Annotated in this window: 19 protein-coding genes and 3 pseudogenes; 6 read left to right on the top strand and 16 right to left on the bottom strand. The window is 69.4% G+C overall.

All coding sequences use genetic code 11. The features are described from left to right. Positions 1–113: 113 nt before the first annotated feature. From ACWDKQ_RS18305 to ACWDKQ_RS18315, 3 genes and pseudogenes are all read right to left on the bottom strand, one after another. Positions 114–296: pseudogene (locus ACWDKQ_RS18305) on the bottom strand (ABC transporter permease); the annotation flags it as partial. Between the two features lie 13 nt (positions 297–309). Continuing rightward, positions 310–1,884 carry a glycerol-3-phosphate dehydrogenase/oxidase gene (locus ACWDKQ_RS18310; protein ID WP_450139930.1) on the bottom strand — a complete coding sequence of 525 codons (1,575 nt, stop codon included), beginning with the start codon at positions 1,882–1,884 and terminating at the stop codon, positions 310–312. 112 nt (positions 1,885–1,996) lie between these two features. Further along, on the bottom strand, positions 1,997–2,665 hold the full coding sequence (locus ACWDKQ_RS18315) for a TetR/AcrR family transcriptional regulator (RefSeq protein WP_450139931.1): 669 nt from the start codon (positions 2,663–2,665) through the stop codon (positions 1,997–1,999). Between the two features lie 16 nt (positions 2,666–2,681). Here ACWDKQ_RS18315 and ACWDKQ_RS18320 point away from each other — a divergent pair. Next, positions 2,682–4,322: pseudogene (locus tag ACWDKQ_RS18320) on the top strand (FAD-binding oxidoreductase). Between the two features lie 7 nt (positions 4,323–4,329). Here the strand turns inward: ACWDKQ_RS18320 and ACWDKQ_RS18325 are convergent. After that, positions 4,330–4,737 carry a GNAT family N-acetyltransferase gene (locus ACWDKQ_RS18325; protein ID WP_450139932.1) on the bottom strand — a complete coding sequence of 136 codons (408 nt, stop codon included), beginning with the start codon at positions 4,735–4,737 and terminating at the stop codon, positions 4,330–4,332. 132 nt (positions 4,738–4,869) lie between these two features. Further along, on the bottom strand, positions 4,870–5,046 hold the full coding sequence (locus ACWDKQ_RS18330) for a hypothetical protein (protein WP_450139933.1): 177 nt from the start codon (positions 5,044–5,046) through the stop codon (positions 4,870–4,872). Between the two features lie 466 nt (positions 5,047–5,512). Here ACWDKQ_RS18330 and ACWDKQ_RS18335 point away from each other — a divergent pair, with 466 nt between their 5' ends. Beyond that, complete coding sequence (locus ACWDKQ_RS18335) at positions 5,513–7,642, top strand: AMP-binding protein (RefSeq protein WP_450139934.1); 2,130 nt, start codon at positions 5,513–5,515, stop codon at positions 7,640–7,642. Between the two features lie 13 nt (positions 7,643–7,655). Here ACWDKQ_RS18335 and ACWDKQ_RS18340 read toward each other — a convergent pair whose 3' ends face one another. From ACWDKQ_RS18340 to ACWDKQ_RS18385, 10 genes and pseudogenes are all read right to left on the bottom strand, one after another. Beyond that, a complete protein-coding gene (locus ACWDKQ_RS18340; RefSeq protein ID WP_450139935.1) occupies positions 7,656–7,922 on the bottom strand; it encodes a hypothetical protein in 267 nt (88 codons plus the stop codon). Between the two features lie 18 nt (positions 7,923–7,940). Next, positions 7,941–8,252 (bottom strand): annotated as a pseudogene (locus tag ACWDKQ_RS18345) (Tn3 family transposase); the annotation flags it as partial. Between the two features lie 43 nt (positions 8,253–8,295). Further along, positions 8,296–8,688, bottom strand: coding sequence for a hypothetical protein (locus ACWDKQ_RS18350; protein WP_450139936.1), 393 nt, complete (start codon positions 8,686–8,688; stop codon positions 8,296–8,298). After that, positions 8,681–11,506, bottom strand: coding sequence for an FtsK/SpoIIIE domain-containing protein (locus ACWDKQ_RS18355; RefSeq protein WP_450139937.1), 2,826 nt, complete (start codon positions 11,504–11,506; stop codon positions 8,681–8,683). Before ACWDKQ_RS18355 ends, ACWDKQ_RS18350 begins: the two co-directional genes overlap by 8 nt. 136 nt (positions 11,507–11,642) lie before the next feature. Further along, entirely contained in the window at positions 11,643–11,894 is a 252-nt protein-coding gene (locus ACWDKQ_RS18360) for a hypothetical protein (RefSeq protein ID WP_168586403.1), read from the bottom strand. A gap of 139 nt (positions 11,895–12,033) precedes the next feature. Further along, positions 12,034–12,294: a hypothetical protein gene (locus ACWDKQ_RS18365; RefSeq protein ID WP_450139938.1), complete on the bottom strand. Its 261-nt coding sequence runs from the start codon at positions 12,292–12,294 to the stop codon at positions 12,034–12,036. 236 nt (positions 12,295–12,530) lie between these two features. Further along, a complete protein-coding gene (locus ACWDKQ_RS18370) occupies positions 12,531–13,340 on the bottom strand; it encodes a hypothetical protein (RefSeq protein WP_450139939.1) in 810 nt (269 codons plus the stop codon). An 83-nt stretch (positions 13,341–13,423) separates the two neighbouring features. Further along, a complete protein-coding gene (locus ACWDKQ_RS18375) occupies positions 13,424–13,765 on the bottom strand; it encodes a PRC-barrel domain-containing protein (RefSeq protein ID WP_450139940.1) in 342 nt (113 codons plus the stop codon). 209 nt (positions 13,766–13,974) lie between these two features. Beyond that, positions 13,975–14,778: an alpha/beta hydrolase gene (locus tag ACWDKQ_RS18380; protein ID WP_450139941.1), complete on the bottom strand. Its 804-nt coding sequence runs from the start codon at positions 14,776–14,778 to the stop codon at positions 13,975–13,977. 147 nt (positions 14,779–14,925) lie between these two features. Continuing rightward, complete coding sequence (locus tag ACWDKQ_RS18385) at positions 14,926–15,618, bottom strand: DUF4232 domain-containing protein (protein WP_450139942.1); 693 nt, start codon at positions 15,616–15,618, stop codon at positions 14,926–14,928. A 372-nt stretch (positions 15,619–15,990) separates the two neighbouring features. Here ACWDKQ_RS18385 and ACWDKQ_RS18390 point away from each other — a divergent pair, with 372 nt between their 5' ends. Continuing rightward, positions 15,991–16,773 carry a GH25 family lysozyme gene (locus tag ACWDKQ_RS18390; RefSeq protein WP_450139943.1) on the top strand — a complete coding sequence of 261 codons (783 nt, stop codon included), beginning with the start codon at positions 15,991–15,993 and terminating at the stop codon, positions 16,771–16,773. Positions 16,774–16,969: 196 nt separating this feature from the next. Further along, on the top strand, positions 16,970–18,121 hold the full coding sequence (locus tag ACWDKQ_RS18395) for a hypothetical protein (RefSeq protein ID WP_450139944.1): 1,152 nt from the start codon (positions 16,970–16,972) through the stop codon (positions 18,119–18,121). Here ACWDKQ_RS18395 and ACWDKQ_RS18400 read toward each other — a convergent pair. Further along, positions 18,076–19,152, bottom strand: a complete 1,077-nt coding sequence (locus ACWDKQ_RS18400) for a copper resistance D family protein (protein ID WP_450139945.1) — start codon at positions 19,150–19,152, stop codon at positions 18,076–18,078. The two genes, ACWDKQ_RS18395 and ACWDKQ_RS18400, sit on opposite strands and share 46 nt — an antisense overlap. A 951-nt stretch (positions 19,153–20,103) precedes the next feature. Between ACWDKQ_RS18400 and ACWDKQ_RS18405 the strand changes: the two genes are divergently transcribed. Together ACWDKQ_RS18405 and ACWDKQ_RS18410 are read left to right on the top strand one after the other, a co-directional pair. Beyond that, the gene (locus tag ACWDKQ_RS18405) at positions 20,104–21,144 is read left to right on the top strand and encodes a hypothetical protein (protein ID WP_450139946.1); all 1,041 of its coding nucleotides are present in this window, start codon (positions 20,104–20,106) and stop codon (positions 21,142–21,144) included. Then, positions 21,141–21,370, top strand: a 230-nt coding sequence (locus ACWDKQ_RS18410; RefSeq protein ID WP_450139947.1) for a glycosyltransferase, incomplete at its 3' end; no start/stop codon positions are given. The genes ACWDKQ_RS18405 and ACWDKQ_RS18410, both read left to right, overlap by 4 nt.

Genomic DNA, 21,370 nt, shown 5'->3' on the forward strand with positions numbered 1-21,370 from the left:
AGTCGGTAGCCGACGCGACCGACCCACCAGCGGCCCCGGACACCGGCCTCTCGGCCGGTCCCCGGGGCCGATCCGTGTCCGATTGACGCTCGACCTGCCGGTCCCAGAGCGACGACCTTCCCGGCGAGCAGCTGGGTCGGCTTGATCGTGGACAGCAATAGCTCGACGACCCGGCTGACCTTCTCCTCCACGACGCCCTGCGCGACCATCTGACCAGCGAGGATCAGGAACATGTAGAGCACGACCCCGGCCGCGATGGCCAGGACCAGCCGCTCGACGCGGTGCGGGTGACCCAAGAGTTGTGTTCGCTCAGGCGGAAACTCCAGGCAGTGCGCGTTCGACGAGTTCTTCGACCACGGGGAGGGCCGATGCGCGTTCCGCGGGGTTCAGGCCGATCCGGCTGCGACGGTCGAGGACGTCCGCCGCGTCGAGGGCTCCTTCGTGGCGGACCGCCCACAGCACCTCGGCGGCCGTTAGCCGCAGGCCCGGCGAGACCGGGTCCGCCAGGTCCGGGTCGAACTCGGCCAGCGCCGCGACACGCGCTGCCTCGGTGCCGTACTTCGCGACCAGCGGCGCGGCCGCTTCGACGTTCGTCAGGTGGCGGCGCGGCGCGGCGCCGACCAGCGACACGGCCGCGGTGCGCGACGGCCCGGCGGACAGCCCACCAGTGCGGACCGCCGCGTCGACGGCGTCGGCGGCCATCTTTCGGTAGGTGGTGAGCTTCCCGCCCACCACGGTCACCACGCCTTCCGGCGAGGTCAGCACCGCATGCTTGCGCGACAGGTCGGCCGACTCCTTGCGGCCCCGCTGCTCCAGCAACGGACGCAGCCCCGCGAACGAACCGAGTACGTGCTTGCGCTCCAGCGGCTGCTCCAGCGCATCGCGCACCGCCGCGAGCAAGAAGTCCACATCGGATCCCGGTACCTCGGGAACGGACGGGATCGGCCCCGGCACCGGCTCGTCGGTCAGCCCGAGCAGGGCGCGGCCGTCGGGCTGCGGCAGTAGCAGGACGAACCGGCCCGGCTCGTCCGGCGTCGGGACGACAAGAGAAGTCCCGGCGATCCCGGCGGCATCCGCGTCGACCAGCAGGTGCGACCCGCGCGACAGCCGCAGCTGGACGTCCGGCGAGAGCTCCCCGGCCCACACCCCGGCCGCGTTGACCACCGAGCGGGCCCCGATCCGCAGCGACCCGCCGGTGCGCTGGTCCACCACGTCGGCCCCGCCGCCGTCGATCCGGCGCGCGCGAATGTGGGTGAGGATACGCGCGCCGAAACCGGCCGCGGTGCGTGCCAGCGCGACGACCAGGCGCGCGTCGTCGACGAGCTGACCGTCGAAGCCGAGCAGACCACCACGCAGGTCGGCGGCGCGCACACCCGGCACGAGGGCGAGCGCCTCCGCGGCGGGAATCCGCCGGGGAGGCGGGAGCACGCTCGACGGGGTGCGGGCCGTGCGGCGCAGCGCGTCGCCGGCGTGGAGCCCGGCGGCGAGCACCAGCTCGCAGCGGCGCGACACGCTGCCGTGCAGCGGGATGAGCTGCGGCAGCGTGCGCACCAGGTGCGCAGCGGTGCGGGTCATCAGCACGTTGCGTTCGACGGCGCTTTCGCGGGCCATGGCGATGTCGCCGTGGGCGAGGTAGCGGAGGCCGCCGTGCACGAGCTTGCTGGACCAGCGGGACGTTCCCCAGGCGAGGTCCTCGGCTTCCACGAGCGCGACGGAGAGCCCGCGGGCGGCCGCATCCAGGGCGGCCCCGGTGCCGGCGACGCCGCCGCCGACCACCAGCACGTCCACCTGGTCTTCGGCCACTGCGGACAGGTCGGCGGCGCGACGCGCGGCGTTCAGCGAGGTGGCGCGCAGCGAACCGGCGGGCAGCGGGGTGGTGATCATCGGACCTCCGTGCGGATCGGTGGGGTACCGGGGGACCGCAGTTTCAATTGGAATTGCGTACGGTCAATGGTTTCCCGCAGTTTCAGTTTGAAACTGTCGAATACGGGTTCGGTCAGGGATCGGTGGGCTGGGGGCCCAGGGCGCCGTCGAGGAGGTGCGTGAGCTCGTCGGTCAGGGCCGTCGGGTCGATGCCGCTGGTGGCAGGGTCGGCGGAGACTACGAACGACTGCACCAACAACAGCAGGGCACGGGCCTGCACGGCTGGGTCGGCGCGTCGGATCGACCCGTCCTCGTGGCCTCGCACGAGGTATTCGCGGATGAATCCCTCGGCGGCGAGCTGCGTGCTGCCGAGCCGTTCGACCAGGTAGGGCAGCAGGAGCTCGGCATCGGTGTCCAGGACCCGCCGCAGTAGCGGCGCCGATTGCAGCAGGCGAACGCCGTGGACCGTCGCGGCGACCAAGTGCTGCCGGCCGCTTCCGGTCGCGCCCCCGGCGCGGGCCAGCTGCAGGATTTCGCCGAACTCCACCGTCATCAGCGCGGCGACGAGGCTGTGCACGTCGGGGAAGCGCCGGTACAGCGTCATCCGGCTGACCCCGGCCCGGCGCGCGATCTCGGTCAGGGTGGCGCGCCGGACGCCGTTGGCGAGCACGCATTCCCGGGCGGCCCGCAGCAGTTCGGCGTCGCCGACCCGGTTCGTCGCCGGGCGGATCGCTCGGTCCGCTGCCGGGGCCGACCCCGCCGCGTTGCTGTGACATTGCGACGTGTGACATTGCGACGTCATATGTAACACTGTACTGGTGAACGGCCTGATCGAACACACCCTCCGCGGCAGCTGGACCCAATCAGGTGCGTCGGCCGCGCCACTGTCGGCACGTTCGCTGCGCTGGTTGCGGCAGCGGACCGGGCTGGCCGAGGTGACGACGCCCGCGGTCCCCGCCTCGCTGCTGGAGGTCGCCGAGAGCGCTCTGCCGGAAACGGCGCGCGCCGAGCTCGTCGCGCTGATCGGCGAGCAGCAGGTGCTGACCGATCCCGCATCGCGACTTGGCCGGGCCGGTGGCTTGTCGTACTCCGACCTGATGCGCCGCCGAGGCGGCACCGAGTTCGCGGTGCCCGACGCGGTGCTGCTGCCCACGGATCCTGAGCTGGTGCAAGCAATCCTGGAGGTCTGCGTCCGGCACGACATCGCCGTCGTCCCGTTCGGCGGCGGCACCTCGGTGGTCGGCGGCGTCGACGCGCTGCGCGGCGACAAGGTCGCGGTCCTCGCGCTGGACCTGGTCCGGTTCGATCGGCTGGTCTCGCTCGACCCCGGCTCGCGGATCGCCGTGCTGCAGGCCGGGATGCGCGCGACGGAAGCCGAATCCCTGCTGGCCGCACACGGTTTCACGCTCGGCCACTTCCCGCAGTCCTTCGAGCGCGCCACCATCGGCGGGTTCGCGGCGACCCGGTCGGCGGGGCAGGCCTCCGCCGGTTACGGACGCTTCGAGGACATGGTCGAGGGCGTGCGGCTCGCGACTCCGGTAGGCGAGTGGCGGCTCGGGGTCGCGCCGGCCTCGGCGGCCGGTCCCGACCTGCGGCAGCTCGCGGTCGGCAGCGAGGGGACGCTCGGCGTGATCACCGAGGTAGCGCTGCGTGTCCGGCCCGCGCCGGTCCGCAGCCGGTACGAGGCCCTGGCGGTGGACGGCTGGCGGTCCGGGGTCGATGCGGTGCGAGCGCTCGCGCAGGGGCGCGTGCTGGCGGACGTCACCAGGTTCTCCGATGCGGACGAAACCTAGGTGCAGCTCGAGCTCTCCGGTGTGCTCAAGGCCGGAGCTTTGAAGTCTTACTTGCGTGGCAAGGGAATCCGGCATCCTTGCCTGTTGGTGCTCGGCTGGGATGCGGCGTCCCGCGCCGAGCTCAAGCTGCGCCGATCGGCGACTTTTAACGCATTGCGGGGCATCCGCTCGGTGCGGCTCGGTCGGCCGGTCGGCGAGGCCTGGCGATCCCACCGGTTCTCGGGGCCGCGGCAGCGCGACGCGCTGCTGGATCGCGGCGTGTGCGTGGAGACGCTGGAGACCGCGACGCACTGGACCGGGCTGAGCGAACTGCGCTCTGCCGTGCGAACAGCGCTGGTGCGGAGCCTGAAGGTCGACGGCAAGTCGCCGATCGTGATGTGCCACATCTCGCACGCCTACGAGACCGGTGCCTCGCTGTACTTCACGGTGCTGGTGCCCCGGAACGCCGACCCGATTGGCCAGTGGCTGCGGGCCAAGGAGGCAGCCTCGGACGCCATCGCCGGACGGGGCACGATCACCCACCACCACGCGGTGGGTGCCGACCACTTGCCGTGGCTCGGCGCGGAGATCGGCGACATCGGAGGCGAGGTGCTCGCCGCGGCGAAGAAAGCCGTCGACCCGACGGGAATCCTCAACCCCGGCAAGCTCATCCGGCCAGCGCGGTGACCACGCGCTAGCGGTAGCCGAGGCCGCGGTAAACCCTGCGCGCAAGCTCGTTGTCCGCGTCGACCATCAGCGTCACCGCCTCTTCCCGGGCGAGTTTCCCGGTCAGGAATGCGCAGAGCATCGTGGACAGCCCGCCGCCGCGGTGGCCGGGGTGGGTTGCGACGCCGGAGATCAGCCGGAGCCCGGGAGCGGGCCAGGAGTCGGCGCCGGCGGCGAGCAACGAGCCCTCGGCGGCGCGGATCCCGGCCCAGTGGCGAGCGTCGGGGCGTCCGGAAACAGGTACGACACCGGTTTCGCTTTGCGAATCGGGCGGGCGATCGCCGTCCTCGTCGTCGGCGGTCAGCCACTTGATGTCTGGGGTCGGGGCGGCCGGCGGTTCGGTGGCGAGGTGCATCCAGCCGAAGGTGGCGCGCACCTGCAGCCCGATGCGGGCGGCGACGTCTTCGGCGAGCCGGCGGTCGCCAGCGTGGTCGCAGTAGTTTTCGCCGAATATCCGGCGGATATGCGCTTACCAGCTGCTTCGCCCTCTAATGGGCAGCAGAACCGGCTACACCGGTACCGGAGATGACACGGCGTTGTTCAGCCGGTATGCGTAGATCCGGTACGCCTTGCGCTCCGCCGAGGAAGCGCCGTCGGCGTTGAGCGCGACCGCAGTGGCCAGCAGTGCCTGGTGCACGTCGCGGAGTGCGGTGACGTGCAGGCTGTAGCCCTGGCCGCGGCGCACGGTTCGACCGTTCTGCAGTGCGTGGCGTTCGGCTTCTCCGAGTTCGGAACCCGCACGTAGACAAGCTCCGCCATGACCGCGCCGCCTCTGGCGGCCGCTGGTCGCGGCCGTTCACCGTTTTATCTGTCGGAAAACCCTGTCGTCAATTCGGAACGGACGGCATTAAATCGGGCCGACGGTTTTCCCATGATCCGTGCGGCCGGACGGCGCTGCGGGCCTCCTGTCGTCGGAACCGCGTCCGAACTGAGCGGCGGCGCCTTCAGGCCATATTGACTGCCCAAAAAACTCGAAAGAATGCGAGTTCGCCGCAACTGGCCGAATTTGATCAACAATCGTCGTTGCGCACAAAACGGAGCGTCGACACCCGCTGACGCGTTCTCCTCGGACGCAGAGCACCAGGACAGAATCCCACCCGTGTTCTCCGATTGAGGTCGCCGATCAGCTTCCGGAAGGAAAACAGCCGCTGATGTTCAGGAATCTCGTCGAACGACTGGCCTCACTGGCCGAACGCAACAACTGGACGCACCGGACAGCCTATGTCGCGGATGGCCTCCGGTATTCGTACGGCGACGTTCACGAGGGGGCCGGGCGTGCCGCCGCCGCGCTGCTGGAGGCCGGGCTCACGCCGGGTGATCGGGTACTACTGGCCCTGCCGGACGGCATCGACTTCGTCTGGTCGTTCCTGGGGGCGCTGCAGGCCGGGCTGGTCGCGATCCCGGTCAACACGGACCTGCACATCGACGAGCTACGCAAGGCAGGGGAGATCGCCGATCCCGCGGCGGTGATCTGCGCTCCCGCGCTGGCGTCCCGGTTCAGCGCGCTCGCCATCTACCCGGACAAGCTGCGCGTCCCCGGTCAGGCGTCGTACTTCACCGGCGGCACCGACGCGGCAGGCTTCGGCTTGTTCACGTCGGGAACGACCGGTGACCCGAAGCTGTGCTTCCACACCCACGCCGACCCTGAGATGTTTGAACAGGCGACGAATCCTGCGTTCCGGCTGACGGAGGACGATATCTGCTTCTCCGTGTCGCGGATGTACTTCGGGTTCGGCCTCGGTAACTCCCTCTTCCTGCCGCTGAGCCGGGGCGCGACAACCGTTCTGCGGTCAGTGCGGGCGACGGCGGAGGTAGCGCTGGAGACCATCGCGGAGCACCGGGTCTCGGTCTTCTACGGCCAGCCGAGCTTCTACGCGAAGATGCTGGAAACGCCGGACGACAGCGGCCGCCTCGCGTCGCTGCGGCTTGCCGTCTGCGGCGGCGAGGTCGTACCCGAGTCGCAGGAGGCCCAGTTCCGTGCGGCGCTCGGCAGCCGGTTCCTGAATGTCTTCGGTACCACCGAGGTCGGCTACGCGCTGGTCGCTAACGCACCAGGGGCGTGGCGGGACCGCCGCGTCGGCAAGATCCTTCCGCCGTACCGGCTGCGCGTGGTGGACGAGGATGGCGCCCCGGTGACGGCGGGCGAACCGGGCCTGCTCCAGCTCGCCGGACCCACAATCTCGCTCGGCGTGCGCAAGGGCGGTGAGCCGCCGCGTCGCCTCGTCGACGAGTGGTACGCCACGGGCGACTCGGCGACCGTAGACGAGGACGGCTTCCTGACCGTGCACGGCCGGGTCGACGACATCGAGGTCGTGGGCGGGACGAATGTGCACCCGATCGAGGTGGAGGAGTTCTTCCTGCGCCACGGCGCGGTGCGCGAGGTGGCTGTCTGTTCGGTCCGGCGCCCAGTCGGCAACTCGACACTGCGCGCCTACGTCGTGCTCGTCAGCGGCGTGAGCGACCACGATCAGGTGGCAGCGGAGCTGATCACCGCTGCCCAGGAATCGCTCACCTGGTACAAGGTTCCCGAGGACGTTGTCATCGTGCCGGAGCTGCCACGTAACTCGAACGGCAAGGTGAAGCGCTCTGCGGTGCGGAAGATGGCCGAGTTGGACGTCGGCTTTCAACTCGTGGCCCGGCACCTCGACACTACCGACCGGCCCGCCGAGTTCGACCTGCTCGGCCACAGCTGGGACCTCCTGCCGGAGGTGTTCGTGCCCATCCACACGGCTTCGACCGAGCTGTTCTCCGACTGGCTCCCTTACCCGGCGGGAGGCTCGTTCCTGGAGATCGGGTGCGGGGCGGGCGTTACGGCCGTGCTGGCCGCGCTCCGCGGCTGTGCGCGGGTGGCCGCCGTCGATATCAGCGGCCAAGCAGCAGCGAACACCGCGCTCAACGCCACCCGGCACGGTGTCGGTGACCGCGTGTCCGTCCACCAGGGAGACCTGTTCGAACCGCTCGACCGGGACGACCGCTTCGACGTCATCTTCTGGAACTCCAACGTCATCCCAACGCCCGAGCACTTCGACTACTCGCACGACATCGAGCACGCCATCTTCGACCGCGAGTACCGCGCGCACCGGCGCTACCTGGCGGAGGGCATGCAGCGGCTCACTCCTGGGGGGGTGTTGTTGCTGGGATTCAATAGCCTCGGCGACCGTGTGTGGCTCGACCGCATCGCCGCCGACCTGGGGCTTGAGTTCACCGAATTTCGGGGTGAGGCCCGCCACTCAGGCCACGTCGCGGTGACGTTCCAGCTGCTCCAGGTGGTCAAGCGTTGATACTGCAACGGCTTTAGGTGAGGGGGCGGCCGCGTCCTCGGTAGGGCCAGACATGTTCGGGGTCGGGCAGGTAGCGGTGGACCAGGTTGATTAACAATCTGCGTATCTCGGGTAACGTGCAACCGATCACGCCCTGCTCGCTGGTGACGATTCCCCGTTGGCGGCAAGAGCTTTGGTCGCCGCCAGCCATGACGTGCCTCGCCTCGTACTGCGCCACCAGCGCATCTTGGTCGAGCTCGCCGAGCCCGATGAAGTCGTGCGGGGAGAACCCGTCGCGCAACTCGATGGCCTGGGCCTCCTAGAACAGCGTGTCGCGTACCCGCAGCGGCCGGTTGCCGGTCGGGCCGAGCTGGGCGAGCTCGCCTTCGATGTCGACTTCGATGGCTCCGAAGAAGTTGATGTTCTCGCTGTGCGCCGGTGAAATGTGGGCCAGGACCTCGTCGTCGATGCGGCGTCCGGCCGCCCGCATCGACTCCACCGCCAGCCCGTAATACTCCGTCGTCCAGGCCACCACGGCGTTGGTGGTCAGAGTCAGGCACCATGCCTGTTCGGTCTGTTGCTCCAGATGCCGGGCGCGAACCGCGCCTTCGTGCGCGTACAGCAGGTCCCGCCAGAACCCGAAGATCACCAGTTCAGGAGCCTAGCGATCTGGGTCAGGAGTCCTTCTTGCGGCGGAGGCGGAGGCGCGCGGCGAAGCGGGGCTTTTCGAGGGCACTGTAGAGCGCCATGTAGGCCGCTTGGACTTCGCGGCGGGAATCGTCCGGAGTGGACGCCCGCGCCGCCGGGTCCGGGTCAGGCATGCCCTTGACCTGCATCCACCGCTCGTCCCACAGCGCCTCCATCGCGGCGTTCCACCGCTTGCGCACGTCTTCGACGACCTGCTCGCGCTGCTCGTCGGCCGCCTCCCGGCGCTGCCGCCCCGCGGCGACCGCCTCGCCGAGCTCGCCGGCTCGCTCCCGCTCGTGCCGACGCAGCTGCTGCGCGGCGGTGGTGGCCAGGGCGGTGATCTCCTTGTACCGCTCCGCGGCCGGAACCTGCTCAGTCACCGGTTTCCTCCCGGATCTCGCACGGCTCGTCCGCCGCCCGCTGCGCGGGCACCGTCGGCATTTGTTTGGCCTGGTCGCCGAGGTCGAAGGGCAAGATCACCTCGGGCCGGGAGTGCACCGCGCGGTCGAAGAACAGGCCGCGCCGCGCCCGCGGCGACCAGTTGACTATCTGCCCGGCCGCGAACGCGGCCAGCTCCTGGCCGTGCACGTCGAAGGCGACCCACGCGCCGATGTCGTCGACCGGCCCCATACCGAGGGTGTTCTTCACCCGCTGCGCGCTGCGCCACCAGCCGATCACGTGCACCCGCAGTTCCGGGCCCTGCTTGAGGATCTTCCGCAGGTGGTCCAGCCCGCTCACCCTCGTGGTCGGGTCCTTGCGCTCCAGCGTGGTGTGCGCCGCGTCGGCGGCGTAGAGCACCAGGCAGTGCGGCACGTCGGCGCCGGAGCGGCGGTCGATCGTCTCGGCCACGGCGGCCAGTGCGGCCTCGATGCCGTCCAAACCGACCAGCTCCGCATCGTGGCCGTCGTCGCGAAGGGCTTCGGCGACGCCGTGGGCATCGTCTTCCACGTCGTCCAGCAGGGCGGCGATGGTGAACTTGATGGCGCCCGGATCGTATTGGCGGGCAAGGGAAAGCGTCGCCGTGCCCAGTACGCTTATCGCGTCCGCGAGCACCGAGCCGATCACCGCGATGTTGCGCCCCGGCGATCGCGCGAGCCGCACCGCGGCGGCCGTGCCGTTGACGTCGATGATCTGACCGAGCAGCACCTTCGGCACCGCCACCGGTGCGCGCAGCTCCGCGTAATCATCCAGTGTGGACAGTTCCGGGAGGTTCGAGCCGTCGAACAACCGCGGCGGCGGGGCGGCTTTGTCGCGCTTGTTCCAGAGCGCCTGCTGCAGCGCGTCGAAGGTGTTCTTCGCGGTCGCGTCCGGGATGCGCGCGATCTTGTTGCCGTGCTTGACGCCCGACTCGTGGTTGACGATCGCGTGCCACCGGGGCAGCTCCATCGCCGCATTGTTCTGGTCGGCTAGCACCCGCCGGGCCTTGGGCAGCGCGATCCGCAGGATGAACTGCTCGAAGATCGCCGGTTTGCCCCAGAACGCCTCGATCCCGGACACGTCCTGGCTGGCCAGCACCAGGTGGATGCCCTGCGAACGGCCGCGCCGCGCGACGTCCTCCAGCAGCGAGGCGGCCTGCGCGGTCACCGGGTCGCGCTCGGCGAAGAGGTACTGGAACTCGTCGATCACGGCGACGATCCGCGGCCACCGGCCGGTCGGGTCTTCGGCGCGCAGCTCCTCCAGCTTGGTGACCTCGTGCTGCTTGGCGGATTCCGCGCGCCGTCGCATCTCGTCGGCCAGGAAGCGCAGCAGCGCCAGCCCGAACTCGCGGTCGGTGTTGACGTTCACCCCGACCAGCTTGGCGTGCGGCAGCCAGCTCGGATCCCGGCGGCCGGGGGTGAACTGGGCGAACGACACGCCCTCCTTGAAGTCCAGCAGGTACAGCTCCAGTTCGTCCGGCGAATAGCGGGCGGTGAGCCCGCCGAGCATGCCGTAGAGGAAGTTCGTCTTGCCCGAACCGCTGGGGCCACCGATCAGGGTGTGCGGGCTGCCGTCGCCGAGCGTGATCCACACCGGTTCGCCTTCGTCGAAGCCGACCGGCGCGTGCAGCCCGGCCGTCGAACGCTGCGTCCAGAGCTGCTCGGGCACCAGGTCGTCGAAGGTCCGCACCCGGGCCCGCCGGGCGAGGAACGCCTCCGCGATCGCCGAGCACGCCTTGGTGGCCTCGTTGCGTGACGGGGACTCGTCGAGCTGCACAACGGCTTCCGGGCCGGTCATGCTGGTGCGAGCGCGGTTGCTGCGGAGCAGCGTGACGGACTCGATCGCGCTGTTCACGGTCAGCGAGAGGTCCACGACGATCAGTTGGATGCCGCAGGCCAGGCCGTTGCGGGCGATCCGCTGCAACTGTTGCTGCTGCTCCTCGCGCAGCGGCTCGCCGTTGCCGAAGAGCACCGCGATGCGCCACGGCTCCGAGCGGTGCCCGGTGTCCTCGGCCAGCGAGCGCAGCGAGGTGTGGCCGCCGACCAGCGAATCGGTGTGGATCCGCCGGATGTGGTCGGAGAGTGCTTCGAGCATCTCGTCCAGCCGGGTCGGATCGTGCGCGGTGAGCAGGCCCGCGCGGGCCAGCGGGTACAGCCCCGGCAGAGTTCCGGTCAGCTGCGCGACGTCCCAGACGTGGATGCGCACCAGGCCGGGCTGGAAGTGGCTGAGCAGCCGCAGCAGCAGGTTCTGCACCAGCGCTTCGGCGGATTCAGGGTTGTCGCCGGTGATGATCCGCAGGTGTGACTCGTCCAGCAGCGGGACGGCGGCCGGGAACGGTTGCGGGGCGGGCGAATCCGGGACGGTCGCGGTGCCGATCCGCCACAGCTCGGGCGGCGGCGCGGTCGCGTCCCGGGTGCCGGTCTCGCCGAGCCACGCCGACCACGGGAGCCCGGCGGACCCGGGAGCGGCCTCCGCCGCGAGCCTGCCGAGCTGCTCCGGCCCGTGCTCCGTCCACTCCGCGTAGATCTCCGCCCGCTTGCGCTGCGCTTCCCGCATCGCGGCCTGGAACACCGGGTCCGCGGGATCGGCGATCTCCGCCGGTTGGCGTTCCGCAGCGGCCACCCCGACCTGCGCGATGCGCAGCGCGAACTCCTGCTGCGCGCATTCGGCGAGGACGCGGTCGTGTTCCATCCCGGCAGCGCCGAGCGCCGAGGCGATGCTGGTGCGCAGGCGTTCGAAAGCTGCTTCGATCCGACTCCGCCGCTCGTTGCGTTTACCCACACCTCACCTCGGAACCCGTGTTACGGACTGTGATCAAAATACCACTCGCCGAGGAACCGGGCAGTGCCCTGGGGTGCCCATTCACAAGGCCGAATACGGCGCAGTTCAGTGCCGAACGCGAGAAAGCTGCCGCGTACTACAGGCGGGTGGCGAAGTCGCGGACCGTATCGAGGATGCGCTCGATTGCCGCCTGCGTTCCCTCGATCTGGTCATCTGCGCGGGGAAGGCCCGGAGGGATCGCGGATGCGGGGTGCTCCGGGTCGAGTTTCGCCAGCGCCTGCTGCGCCTGGGCCAGCGCGGTGCGGCAGGTGGCGAGGTGGGCACCCGCGTCCTCCAGGCGCTCCTCCGCGGTGCGCAGCGTCTGGATCAGTTCGTCGAGAGTCGACACGGGCCACCGAGCCTGTCTTCGAGTCGGGTCGATTTCTGTCGTCGCGGCAGTATGGCGATTTCGCGGGAAATCGCCACCAGGCACGCGTGGGGGCGGCGATTTCGCGCGAAATCGGCCGCCTCGCAGAACGGCCGGGAGCCTACAGGCGGCCCGCGTAGCCCTCGGTGGAGTTGATCGTGGCGCTGAGCGTGCCCTGCACGCCGTTGATCGTCTGCATCACCTCGGCGAGCATGCCGTGCGCGTGCTGCATCTCCTCCTGGGTGCTGCCCTGGGTCGCGGACACCAGTGCGGCTTGCGCCTCTTCGAGTGCGAGGTTGCCCTGTTGCAGGGCTGCGATGCCCTCCTGCATTTTCTGGTTTGCCAAGGCAATGCCCGCGCGAACTTCTTCGACGCCCGCCATCTGGACTCAGGACCTCCCCGGTGCGCAACGCTGTATCGGTCCACAAGTTAGCGTTCGGCGTCGCCGACGGCGCAGGCAGGTGGGTGCAGATGATCACGGGATGATCACGGTGTGTGGCGACCAGTGGAATTGATCACCCGACCGGCATGCTCCCGGGTGGGTCGGTGGGTGTGCGCTGTGCCGGGTCGAGGGAGTCGGGCGCGGCCGGCGGCGTCCACTGTGCCCACTGTGGATTTCTATTCGCCCGTTTCCGGATCGATCGCCGAGATCTCGATCGACGCCACCCCCGACGGCGGCGTCGGGGCGGCCGCCCACCGGGCGGTGGCGCGGTGCTCGTCGACGCGCAGCCGGGACCAGCCGGTGCCGCCGAGCGTCGACATCGCGTCGAGCACGATCTCCGGCAGGTCACCGAGCACCGGCCCGAGGTCCATCGCGACCTGCACCAGCGGCGGATCGACCGCGTACCCGGTGATCGTGGCCGTCCGGGACAGGCGGCTGGCCACCGCCCGGGCGGGCCACTGCGCGCCCGCTCGCCGCTCGGTGACCACTCCCACCAGCAGCCGCAGCCGCGTCCTCGCGTTCCCGTGCTCGTCGACGTCTCCGATGCCCTCCTGGACCTGTGCGGGCGGCTCGTCCGGATCTGCGAGATCGGACCTGCCGAACAGGATCGATCCGCCGGACCACGCCTCGACCAGCATTCGCTCCCCGCCGCCGACCAGGTCACCCACCAGGTCCGGGTGGTCCACCACGGTCCAGGCCGTCGGCGGTTCGCAGGACACCCGGTGCCGGGCGTAGTCGGGGCCGAGTTCGCGGAGGAAGTTGCGCACCGCGCGGGACAGCCCGGCGACGTGCTGCCCGGTTTCTGCGCTGCCCCTGCTGATCGTGACCGACCAGCAGCCGGGCTCCTCGTCGGAGCAGTCCCCGGAGGCCACGATCTGGCCGCCGATTCGTTGCACCAGGCCACGGCACGCGGCACGTGCAGACGACTCGTCGTCGGCCGCGACGACGACGGTGATCAGCAGTTCAAGCTCGGTGTTCTCAGCCATCGCGAGACGCATTCTCCCGCACGGGCCCGGAATGTCGAACGGATGATCAGGCGAAGTCGCGCGAACCGGCGCGGTGCTCAGGCTTAGCCCTCGTCAGGCCCGGTCGACTCGCACTGGCTGAGGCCGTAGTAGTTGTAGAGGTCGCGGCCCTCCTGGTCGGAGAGGTGGCCGTGCTCGGCCTCGACGCGCGGGGCGTTCTTCACCCGGTCTTTGGAGACGCCCAGCTCCAGGCGGTTCTCTTCGGTGGTAGCGCCGTTGAGCGGCACGAAGGTCTCCTTGACGCCGAAGATGCCGATCCGGACGGTGACCCACTCCGGCTGGTGCGTGAGGTCGTCGACGTAGACGTTGCCGACCCGGCCGACCCGGTCGCCGTTGCTGTCGAACACCGGAGTGCCGATCAGGTCCTGTGCGCGCTCGACGTTCATGGCCACCTCGCTAGCTCCGCCCCGCCTGGAGGCCGACCCCCGTCGGCCTCCTCAAGCTGCATGCGGTGGACCTGAGCTGCAACCGCGCAAGCGACACGCCTCACTCGAACAGGTAATGATCGTGATTATTTCCGCCCGCTATTAACAATTTTCGGCTTTCGGCAGGAGCTACCCCAGCATTCACGTAAGACGATCCGGGAAGCTGGGCCCTACAAGTTCAGCTCGCGGCCGATGAAGGTGAGGATGTCGTTCATCACCTCGGCCTTGTTGGTCTCGTTGAGCAGTTCGTGGCGGCCGCCCGGGTAGATGTGCTCGTGGAACTCGCTGCCGCGGATGCGGTCGATGCCGGTGCGGGTGTCGGCTTCCGGCACCAGCTCGTCGTCCTCGCCGTGCACCCATAGGGTCGGCTTGTCCAGCATCGGCCCGTCGTTGATGGCCAGCAGACAATCGTCGATCGCCTGCAGCGTGGCGCGCTTGAACGGGCCGTGCCAGACCAGCGGGTCGGCGACGTAGGCCGCTCCGACCTCGGGGTCGCGGGACAACGTCGCCGGGTCGATCGGGGTGTCCGGAATCACGTCGTGCTCCAGCAGGTCCAGCACGTGCCAGGTGCCCAGCACCGGCGCGGACAGCACGACCGCCGCCAGATGCTCCTGGTGTTGCTGGGCGTAGCGGGCGGCGAGCATCCCGCCCATCGAGTGTCCGATGAGGACCACGGGCAGTTCCGGGTGCTCGGCGGCGACCTCCCGGCGCAGGGCTTCCAGATCGGCCACGATCGTCTCGGCGTTCTCGAAGTAGACCCGATCGCCGGGCGAGCGGCCGTGCCCCACGTGGTCCGGGGCGTAGACCAGCGCGCGGGCGCCCACCAGCTGCCCGGCCACCCACTGGTACCGGCAGGAGTGCTCGCCGTAGCCGTGCGCGATCAGCGCGATCCAACCCGGGTTGGTCCCCGACCACTCGCGCACCGCCAGCTCGCCGTGCCGCCCGCTGACCACTCGATCCGTTGGCTCGATCATGTCGCCACCCCAGCACATCTCATCCGGTCGGGCTATCCCCCTTGGGTTTTTTGCCGCACGGTCTTCCGATTCGCCGGTGTCGTCGCAGCTCAGCAGTGCAACGACAGCGGCGGAGGCCGATTCCGCGGGCAACGTGCCTGACCTGTGTCACTGGTGGTACGCGCTGTTGTTGATGGCGCCGAAGCCGCACACCGGGCCCAAGTTCCAGGTGACGGCTAGGGCATCGGTCTCGTCCGGCGGGATGACCTGCGCGCTGACCGGAGTCGGCTGGCACGGCCCGTCCGTCGGCTCGCCCTCGTGCGGGACCGCCGTCCAGTGCAGCGTGGCGCTGGCCGACTGGCCGGGCGCGAGCGTGATCAGGTTCGGGCCGGGATTCGGCGTCCGCTCCATGGTGGTCGGCAGCGGCTTGCCGGATTCGTTGACCAGCTGCATCCCGCCGTAGCCGTAGAGGGTGCAGGTCTGCTCGCTGGTGTTCTGCAGCACCAACTGCGCGTAGCGCTGGCCCGCCCCAGCCTCGGAATTCTGCAGCGAGCCCGTGAGCATCGAGGTGTGGCAGCGCTCCACCTTGCTCGGTTGGTGACGCACCTCGGCCGTCGTGGGCGTCGCCCGGCTGCCGGTGCTGCCGGTGCTGGTGGCGGTGCTGGTGGCGGTCCCGGGTTGGGGCGCCGATTGTTCTGCCGGACTGGCGGCCGGTGGAGCCGGTCGGACGTTCTGCGCCGGTGCCGTGATTTGGCCGCTCTGGGCGCTCGTCGCGCCGCAGCCCGCCATCAACCCGGCGATCAGCAGCGCTCCGGACGCCTGGAGCACCCGCGGGCCGAAACTCCATCGGTGCGGGGTCACGATGACCACCTCCCGTCCCCGTCCTCGCGGCGGGGTTGTCGGTAATTGCTCTGCTGCTCTGAAGACGTCCGGCTGTCGGTGTGGTTGCCTCCGCCACCGATTTTCCCGCCGCCCGCAACCGCTCGATCCGCCTGCTTCACGTGCCGTAATCGGCGTCCGCGATGGATCGAGTGACGATCCACTGAACCGAAAAGGTCGTATTGCGGCCGAGAACAAAACCCGATCTGAGTAATTTCCCGCACCGCGATTTCGCAACATCTCGCTCGAATATCGACCAAACGGGTGGTGATCTTGACCTGAACGGCGGGACTGCCCGAATGCTGGACTTCGATAGTTTGGCACCGGCAGGAGGCCGTAGTCAGGGGGTTGATCATGGCCGAGCGAATTCCCGGTATTGACGTATCGCGATATCAGGGGGAACCCGACTGGGGAGCGGTTCGGGGAGCTGGATACGCGTTCACCTACATCAAAGCGACCGAAGGCGTCGGATACGTGAGTCCGACGCTTGACTCCCAGCTGGCCGGTGCGCGCGGTGGCGGGCTGATCACCGGGCTGTACCACTTCGCCCGCCCGGACACGAATTCCGCGCAGCAGGACGCGGCCGATTTCGCCGCTCAGCTCGGGCGGTTGAACTCCAGCGCGGCGGGCAACCTGCCGCCGTGCCTGGACCTCGAAACGGATGCCCCGAACCTGGGTGCCTGGGTCAAGGGATTCATCGACGCGATACGCGGGCACACGGGTCGGCACGAGGTCGTGGTCTACGCCTCGACGTCCTGGTTCCAGGGCAAGCTCGCCCCGGAGACCTGGGTCGACCCCGGGGTGTTCCTGTGGGTCGCGCACTACGGCCGCCCACCGGGTGAACCCGGATACCTCACGGACCGGGTGGCGATGCACCAGCATGCCTCGGACGGGCAGGTTCCGGGGATCGGCGGCAACACCGACCTGAATGTGTCGATGGTTCCGTTGGAGGTGCTCACCGGGGCCGGTGCACCGCCTCCGCCGCCACCAAAGGAGACCTACGTCGTGCAGCCCGGCGACACGCTCCCCGAGATCGGGCAGCGATTGAGCGTCGATCGGCGGGAGATCGCCCGGGTCAACGGCATCACCGACCCGGCCCTGATCTACGTCGGCCAGGTGCTGAAGATCCCGCGCTGACCTAGCCGTCGTTCGTCGCAGAACACCGTTCGTTCCGGGGAGGGGGCGAACGGGATTCCGGCTGCTCCGGCCCGTAGTGCGCGGACCGGGCGCACCGCCAAAATAAATTCCATCGAGTATGTCGTTGCGCCCCGCTCGCGATCAGTACCGACTACCGTTTTTCGGGTGAACATCGCGAAGTGCGGAGGTGAACGCGATGGCGAGTACAGCGGAGCTGCTCCGTCGCCACTGGACGCGTGGTGAACCGGGTCGCGACGCTCCCCGGGAACTCGTGGTCGCGCTATACCGCTGGTGGGTGGCCGCGATGGTGCTCAAGATCGCGGGTGCCACCTGGGACATCTGCTGGCACTTCCGGTGGCTGCGCGACGATTTCGCGCCACCGCACCTGATCAACACGGTCGGCACCGTGATCGTGATCGGCCTGGTGGTCTTCCACACCTACACCGGGACCGGCGTCGACCGCGCCACGCTGCGCTGGATGCAGTGGGGGCTCGGCATCTTCCTGGTCGCCGCTCCGCTGGACGTGATCAACCACCGGATCAACGGGCTGGACATCACCGCGTGGAGCCCATCGCACGCGTTGCTCTACCTCGGCACCGGGCTAATGAGCGCCGGCCTGCTCCGCGGGTGGGCCCGCTACGGCGGCGGGTACCGCTACTTCTACCCGATCACCTGCTTCCTGTGGTTCACGGTGCTCGACAACTTCCTGTTCCTCAACCAGCACCAGGAGTACGGCGTGCTCGGGTTGGCGGCCTGGGAGCGCGGTACTCCATACGCCGACGACACCCTGCTGCAGTTCGCCGCCGACGACCTCGGGCGGCCGCTGGACTGGATCGCGGTCAAGTCCTTCACGCTGCCGGTGCCGGACTGGGTGTACCCGACGTGGGCGACGGTCACCGGGCTCGGCACGCTGGTGCTCGCCCGTCGGCTGGCCGGGCGCCAGTGGACGGCGACCACCATCGCCGTGGGTTACCTCGTTTTCCGTTGCGTGGCTTGGGCATTGCTCGCGGCGGCGGGCTTCCCGATCTCGGCCGTGCCGTTCTTCCTGCTCGCAGGGGCCATGGCGATCGACCTCTCGTTCCGGCTGGCGCCGGCGATCCGGCCGTTCGCCGGGGCGGCGGTCGTGACGGCGGTGACCTATCTGGCGTTGTGGATGCAGCAGATTTACCTCGCTTCGCCGCCGATCGACTACTGGTCGGTGCTGTACGCAGTGTTCCTGTTCGCCGCGGTGTGGTGGCTCATCTCTTACCTGCTCGACACCGAGAGCGGTCGCCGGAGCTGGCGGCGGTTGGTGTCGCGCGGTCAGACGATGACCGGGGCACGGGAGAGCACGACCCCCAAGCCGTAGGCGATGCCCATCACGCCGACCTCGGCAGCGGCCCAGCCGATCAGTGCGGTGCGCTGGTGGCGCGCGATGCGGGGCAGCATGCGCAAGCGCATCTGCGACGCCACCGCACCCAGCACCACCAGGCACCCGGCCTTAGCCAGGATGATCTGGCCGTATCCGGTGTTGATCAAGCCGGGCAGGCCCACGGCCGGCGTGATGATCAGCTCCATCAGGCCGTTGAACAGCCCGGAGATCCCGACCACGACGATCGCGATGGTGGCGAGCTTCGAGAAGCGCGGCAGGGCCTTGGCGAGCAGTCCGCGGCGCGGCGCCACGAACAGCGCGAGGGCGGCCAGGCCGCCCGTCCACATCGCCGCGCCGATCACGTGCAGCTCCATCGAGATCATGCTGAAGTCGTGGTACCGCCAGTCCGTGGCGTGACCGGTCAGCGGCATCGGGAGCAGGCCGAGCAGCGCGATGATGGTGCGCAGTTCCGCAGGGACCTTCTCGCCGAACCGGACCGCGACCAGGCCCAGCGCCGCGCACAGCAGCCCGGCGCCGGCGCTGGCGAGCAGACCGGGACCTGCCGGGACGTTCGCCACGTAGTCGATCACCAGCCCGGTGGTCAGGGGGCGGTCCGGGCTGAGCTCCGCGGTGTGCAGCACCAGGGACAGCAGGGCGCTGAGCATCCAGACCAGCGCGGTGATCACCGTGAACCGCCTGGCAAGCGCCATGACCGGCTCGGTGTGCTTGGGGCGGTCGAAGCCCAGCAGCTTCGGCAGCAGGCTCAGACCGACTGTCGCCAGCGCCGCGACGTCGAGCAGGGCTCGCGCGGCCGGCAACCCGAAGCGCACGAGGGGCGGCAGGTCGGGGAGGCCCGGGATGGTGCCGACGGCCGTGTAGGCGGTCGCGGCCAGCGCGGTCAGCAGCGCACCGCCCAGGAGTGCTGCCACCACGGCGGCCTTGGCGCCGACCGCATTGCGCTCGTCGGTGTCGGCGGGCGCTGGCTTCGAGGACCGGCCGTGCTGGGAGACGTCGGAGTCGGCAGCCACGAGTGCATAGTCTCACCTGGATAGGCGAACATTGCCGCTCGGGCCGGGGTACCGCCGGATTTGATTACTGGTCGTGACCGATTTGTTTCTGTGCGCGAACGGTTTCGCGGGCGTGATGTTGTCGTGGTGTCGCATTCGTCACCGTTTCCGCCCGAATAGTTGATCTTCGCCCAATGTGATTTCCCTGCTGGCGGGGTGTCTTCACCCGGGTATCGATAATTCGTGGGTTTGCCCACTGGGCAGTGCCGTTGTGGTCCGGCCTGGGTGGGAAGTGTTGCTGACAAAGTCCTCAGCAACGCTGTTCTACAGTCGTGCATGTGTATCCGGCGGACAGTGCAGAAGCGCATGCGAGGGGTGCGTCCGGCGCACCTTCGTCGTGCGCGGGTGCAACGATTCCGAAACTTGCTGGGTTCTTTCCGCACGTTTCGTCGAACAGTCGACTTTCGTTCACCGGATCGGTTCGCACATATTCGTCTGGCGTTTCACGAGCCGCCGCAATTACGTGCTTTGCTTTAATGCCCGGTGGGCGCAGCGAGGCTGGCATGCGGGCTTCCCGGAGGTTTGACCGGGGCGGTGCCGAACCTCGTTTCCGCAGGCCCGGAGGGGTTTCGGGGTCGATCCGGGGGTGTCGCGACCCAGCGGCCCGGCGGGCGCCCCAGGGTGCGAACCTGACACGTCTCAGGGAAATTGGGGGTCCGGACCCGGATGTGAGCCGGACTCGCGAGACGCGAGATTGAACGGTGTGGACGGGCAGCGAAGGCAGGAATCGGCGGGTTCGGAACCTGGCACTGGCAGTAGGCCGACGTGGCGGACGCCGCGGGGCTCGACAGCGGGACGTGGCATGGATCGCGCACTAGGGTGTTCGGTAGTCGAACGTTCCCGCAGCCTGGTGAAGAGGACAGACCCGGTCGTGCACCGCCATCCGACCACACCCGCAGGGAGTGGTCTGCGATGACTGCACTCGCTGTGCTGCTTGCCGCGCTGGGGGCCTGCGGGTACGCCGTGGGAGCACGACTGCAGCACGCTGCGGTGCACGACGCTATGGACGGCGGCGGGCTCGGCCTCCGCAGCCAGGCCCAGCTTCTCCGCAACCCCCGCTGGTTGGGGGGCTTGGCGGCACTGGGCAGCGGCACCGTGCTGCACGCCTGCGCGCTCGGCCTGGCACCGCTGAGCGTGGTGCAGCCGGTCGGCGTGCTGGCGCTGCCGATCACCGTGCTGCTGAACCTCCGGCAGCAGGGCATCCACGCGCGCGACCTCAAACCCAGCGTCGCGCTCTCGGTGGTCGCGGCCACCGGAGGCGTCGGCGCTTTCGTGTTCCTCGCTGCTGGCAGCGCCACCGCCACCCCGATCGCCGGCGGCGAGCAGCTGCTAGCCACCCAGCTGGTGGCCGGCGCGATCCTGATGCTGGCCGTGCTGGCCGTGCTGACCCGGTCGAAAGCGCGTTGCGTGCTCTTCGCCGCCGGCTGCGCGGTGGCGTACGGGTACGTCTCGGTGCTGATGCGGGCAGTGGCGCAGCAGCTCGGCACGACCGAACTGCTGGACATCAACCCGCTGCCGCTGCTCGGCATCGTGGCCGCGATGGTGGTGGGCGGTTGGCTGCTGCAACACGGGTACGCCAGCGGCCCGCCGGACCTCGTGGTGGCCTGCCTGACCGTGATCGACCCGTTGGTGGCCGTGGGCCTGGGCATCGGACTGCTCGGCGAAGCCGACCACGTCAGCATGTGGACGGCCGTCGGTGAAGCCCTTTGCGCCGTGGTGGCCTGCGCCGGCGTCTTCGCGCTGGCCCGCTACCACCCCGACACCCAGGGGTGCCGCGCTCCCGTCGCCGCTGCGGCCACTGTGTCCTCTGCTGTCGTTCTGCCTTCTGCGACTACCGTGCCTTCGACCGCTGTGCCCCCGACGAACACCGCGACCTCCACGACCACTGCGACCGGCAGCAGTGATCTTGCCGGACCGAGTTCGACAGATCGTCCTGACGGGAGTTCCACTTGACTTCGCAACCGTTCAGCAGGCGCCCGCTGCGGATAGTGGTCGGCGCGACAACGTACCCCCCCGACGTGAACGGGGCGGCGAACTTCGGCCACCGCCTGGCGACCGGGCTGTCCGGTCGCGGCCACGACGTACACGTCGTCTGCCACTCGACGGACCGGGAGTCGCGCACGGAGGTCGAGGACGGCGTGACGGTGCACCGCGTCGCCTCCTACGGTTCGCCGTTTCA

This window comes from Saccharopolyspora sp. NPDC000995 (assembly GCF_053599315.1).

Coding starts and splice junctions, on each gene's coding strand:
- ACWDKQ_RS18310 (WP_450139930.1), bottom strand. CDS start 1,884: ATGATCACCACCCCGCTGCCCGCCGGTTCGCTGCGCGCCACCTCGCTG.
- ACWDKQ_RS18370 (WP_450139939.1), bottom strand. CDS start 13,340: ATGGCTGAGAACACCGAGCTTGAACTGCTGATCACCGTCGTCGTCGCG.
- ACWDKQ_RS18365 (WP_450139938.1), bottom strand. CDS start 12,294: ATGGCGGGCGTCGAAGAAGTTCGCGCGGGCATTGCCTTGGCAAACCAG.
- ACWDKQ_RS18395 (WP_450139944.1), top strand. CDS start 16,970: ATGGCGAGTACAGCGGAGCTGCTCCGTCGCCACTGGACGCGTGGTGAA.
- ACWDKQ_RS18375 (WP_450139940.1), bottom strand. CDS start 13,765: ATGAACGTCGAGCGCGCACAGGACCTGATCGGCACTCCGGTGTTCGAC.
- ACWDKQ_RS18390 (WP_450139943.1), top strand. CDS start 15,991: ATGGCCGAGCGAATTCCCGGTATTGACGTATCGCGATATCAGGGGGAA.
- ACWDKQ_RS18335 (WP_450139934.1), top strand. CDS start 5,513: ATGTTCAGGAATCTCGTCGAACGACTGGCCTCACTGGCCGAACGCAAC.
- ACWDKQ_RS18380 (WP_450139941.1), bottom strand. CDS start 14,778: ATGATCGAGCCAACGGATCGAGTGGTCAGCGGGCGGCACGGCGAGCTG.
- ACWDKQ_RS18315 (WP_450139931.1), bottom strand. CDS start 2,665: ATGACGTCGCAATGTCACACGTCGCAATGTCACAGCAACGCGGCGGGG.
- ACWDKQ_RS18405 (WP_450139946.1), top strand. CDS start 20,104: ATGACTGCACTCGCTGTGCTGCTTGCCGCGCTGGGGGCCTGCGGGTAC.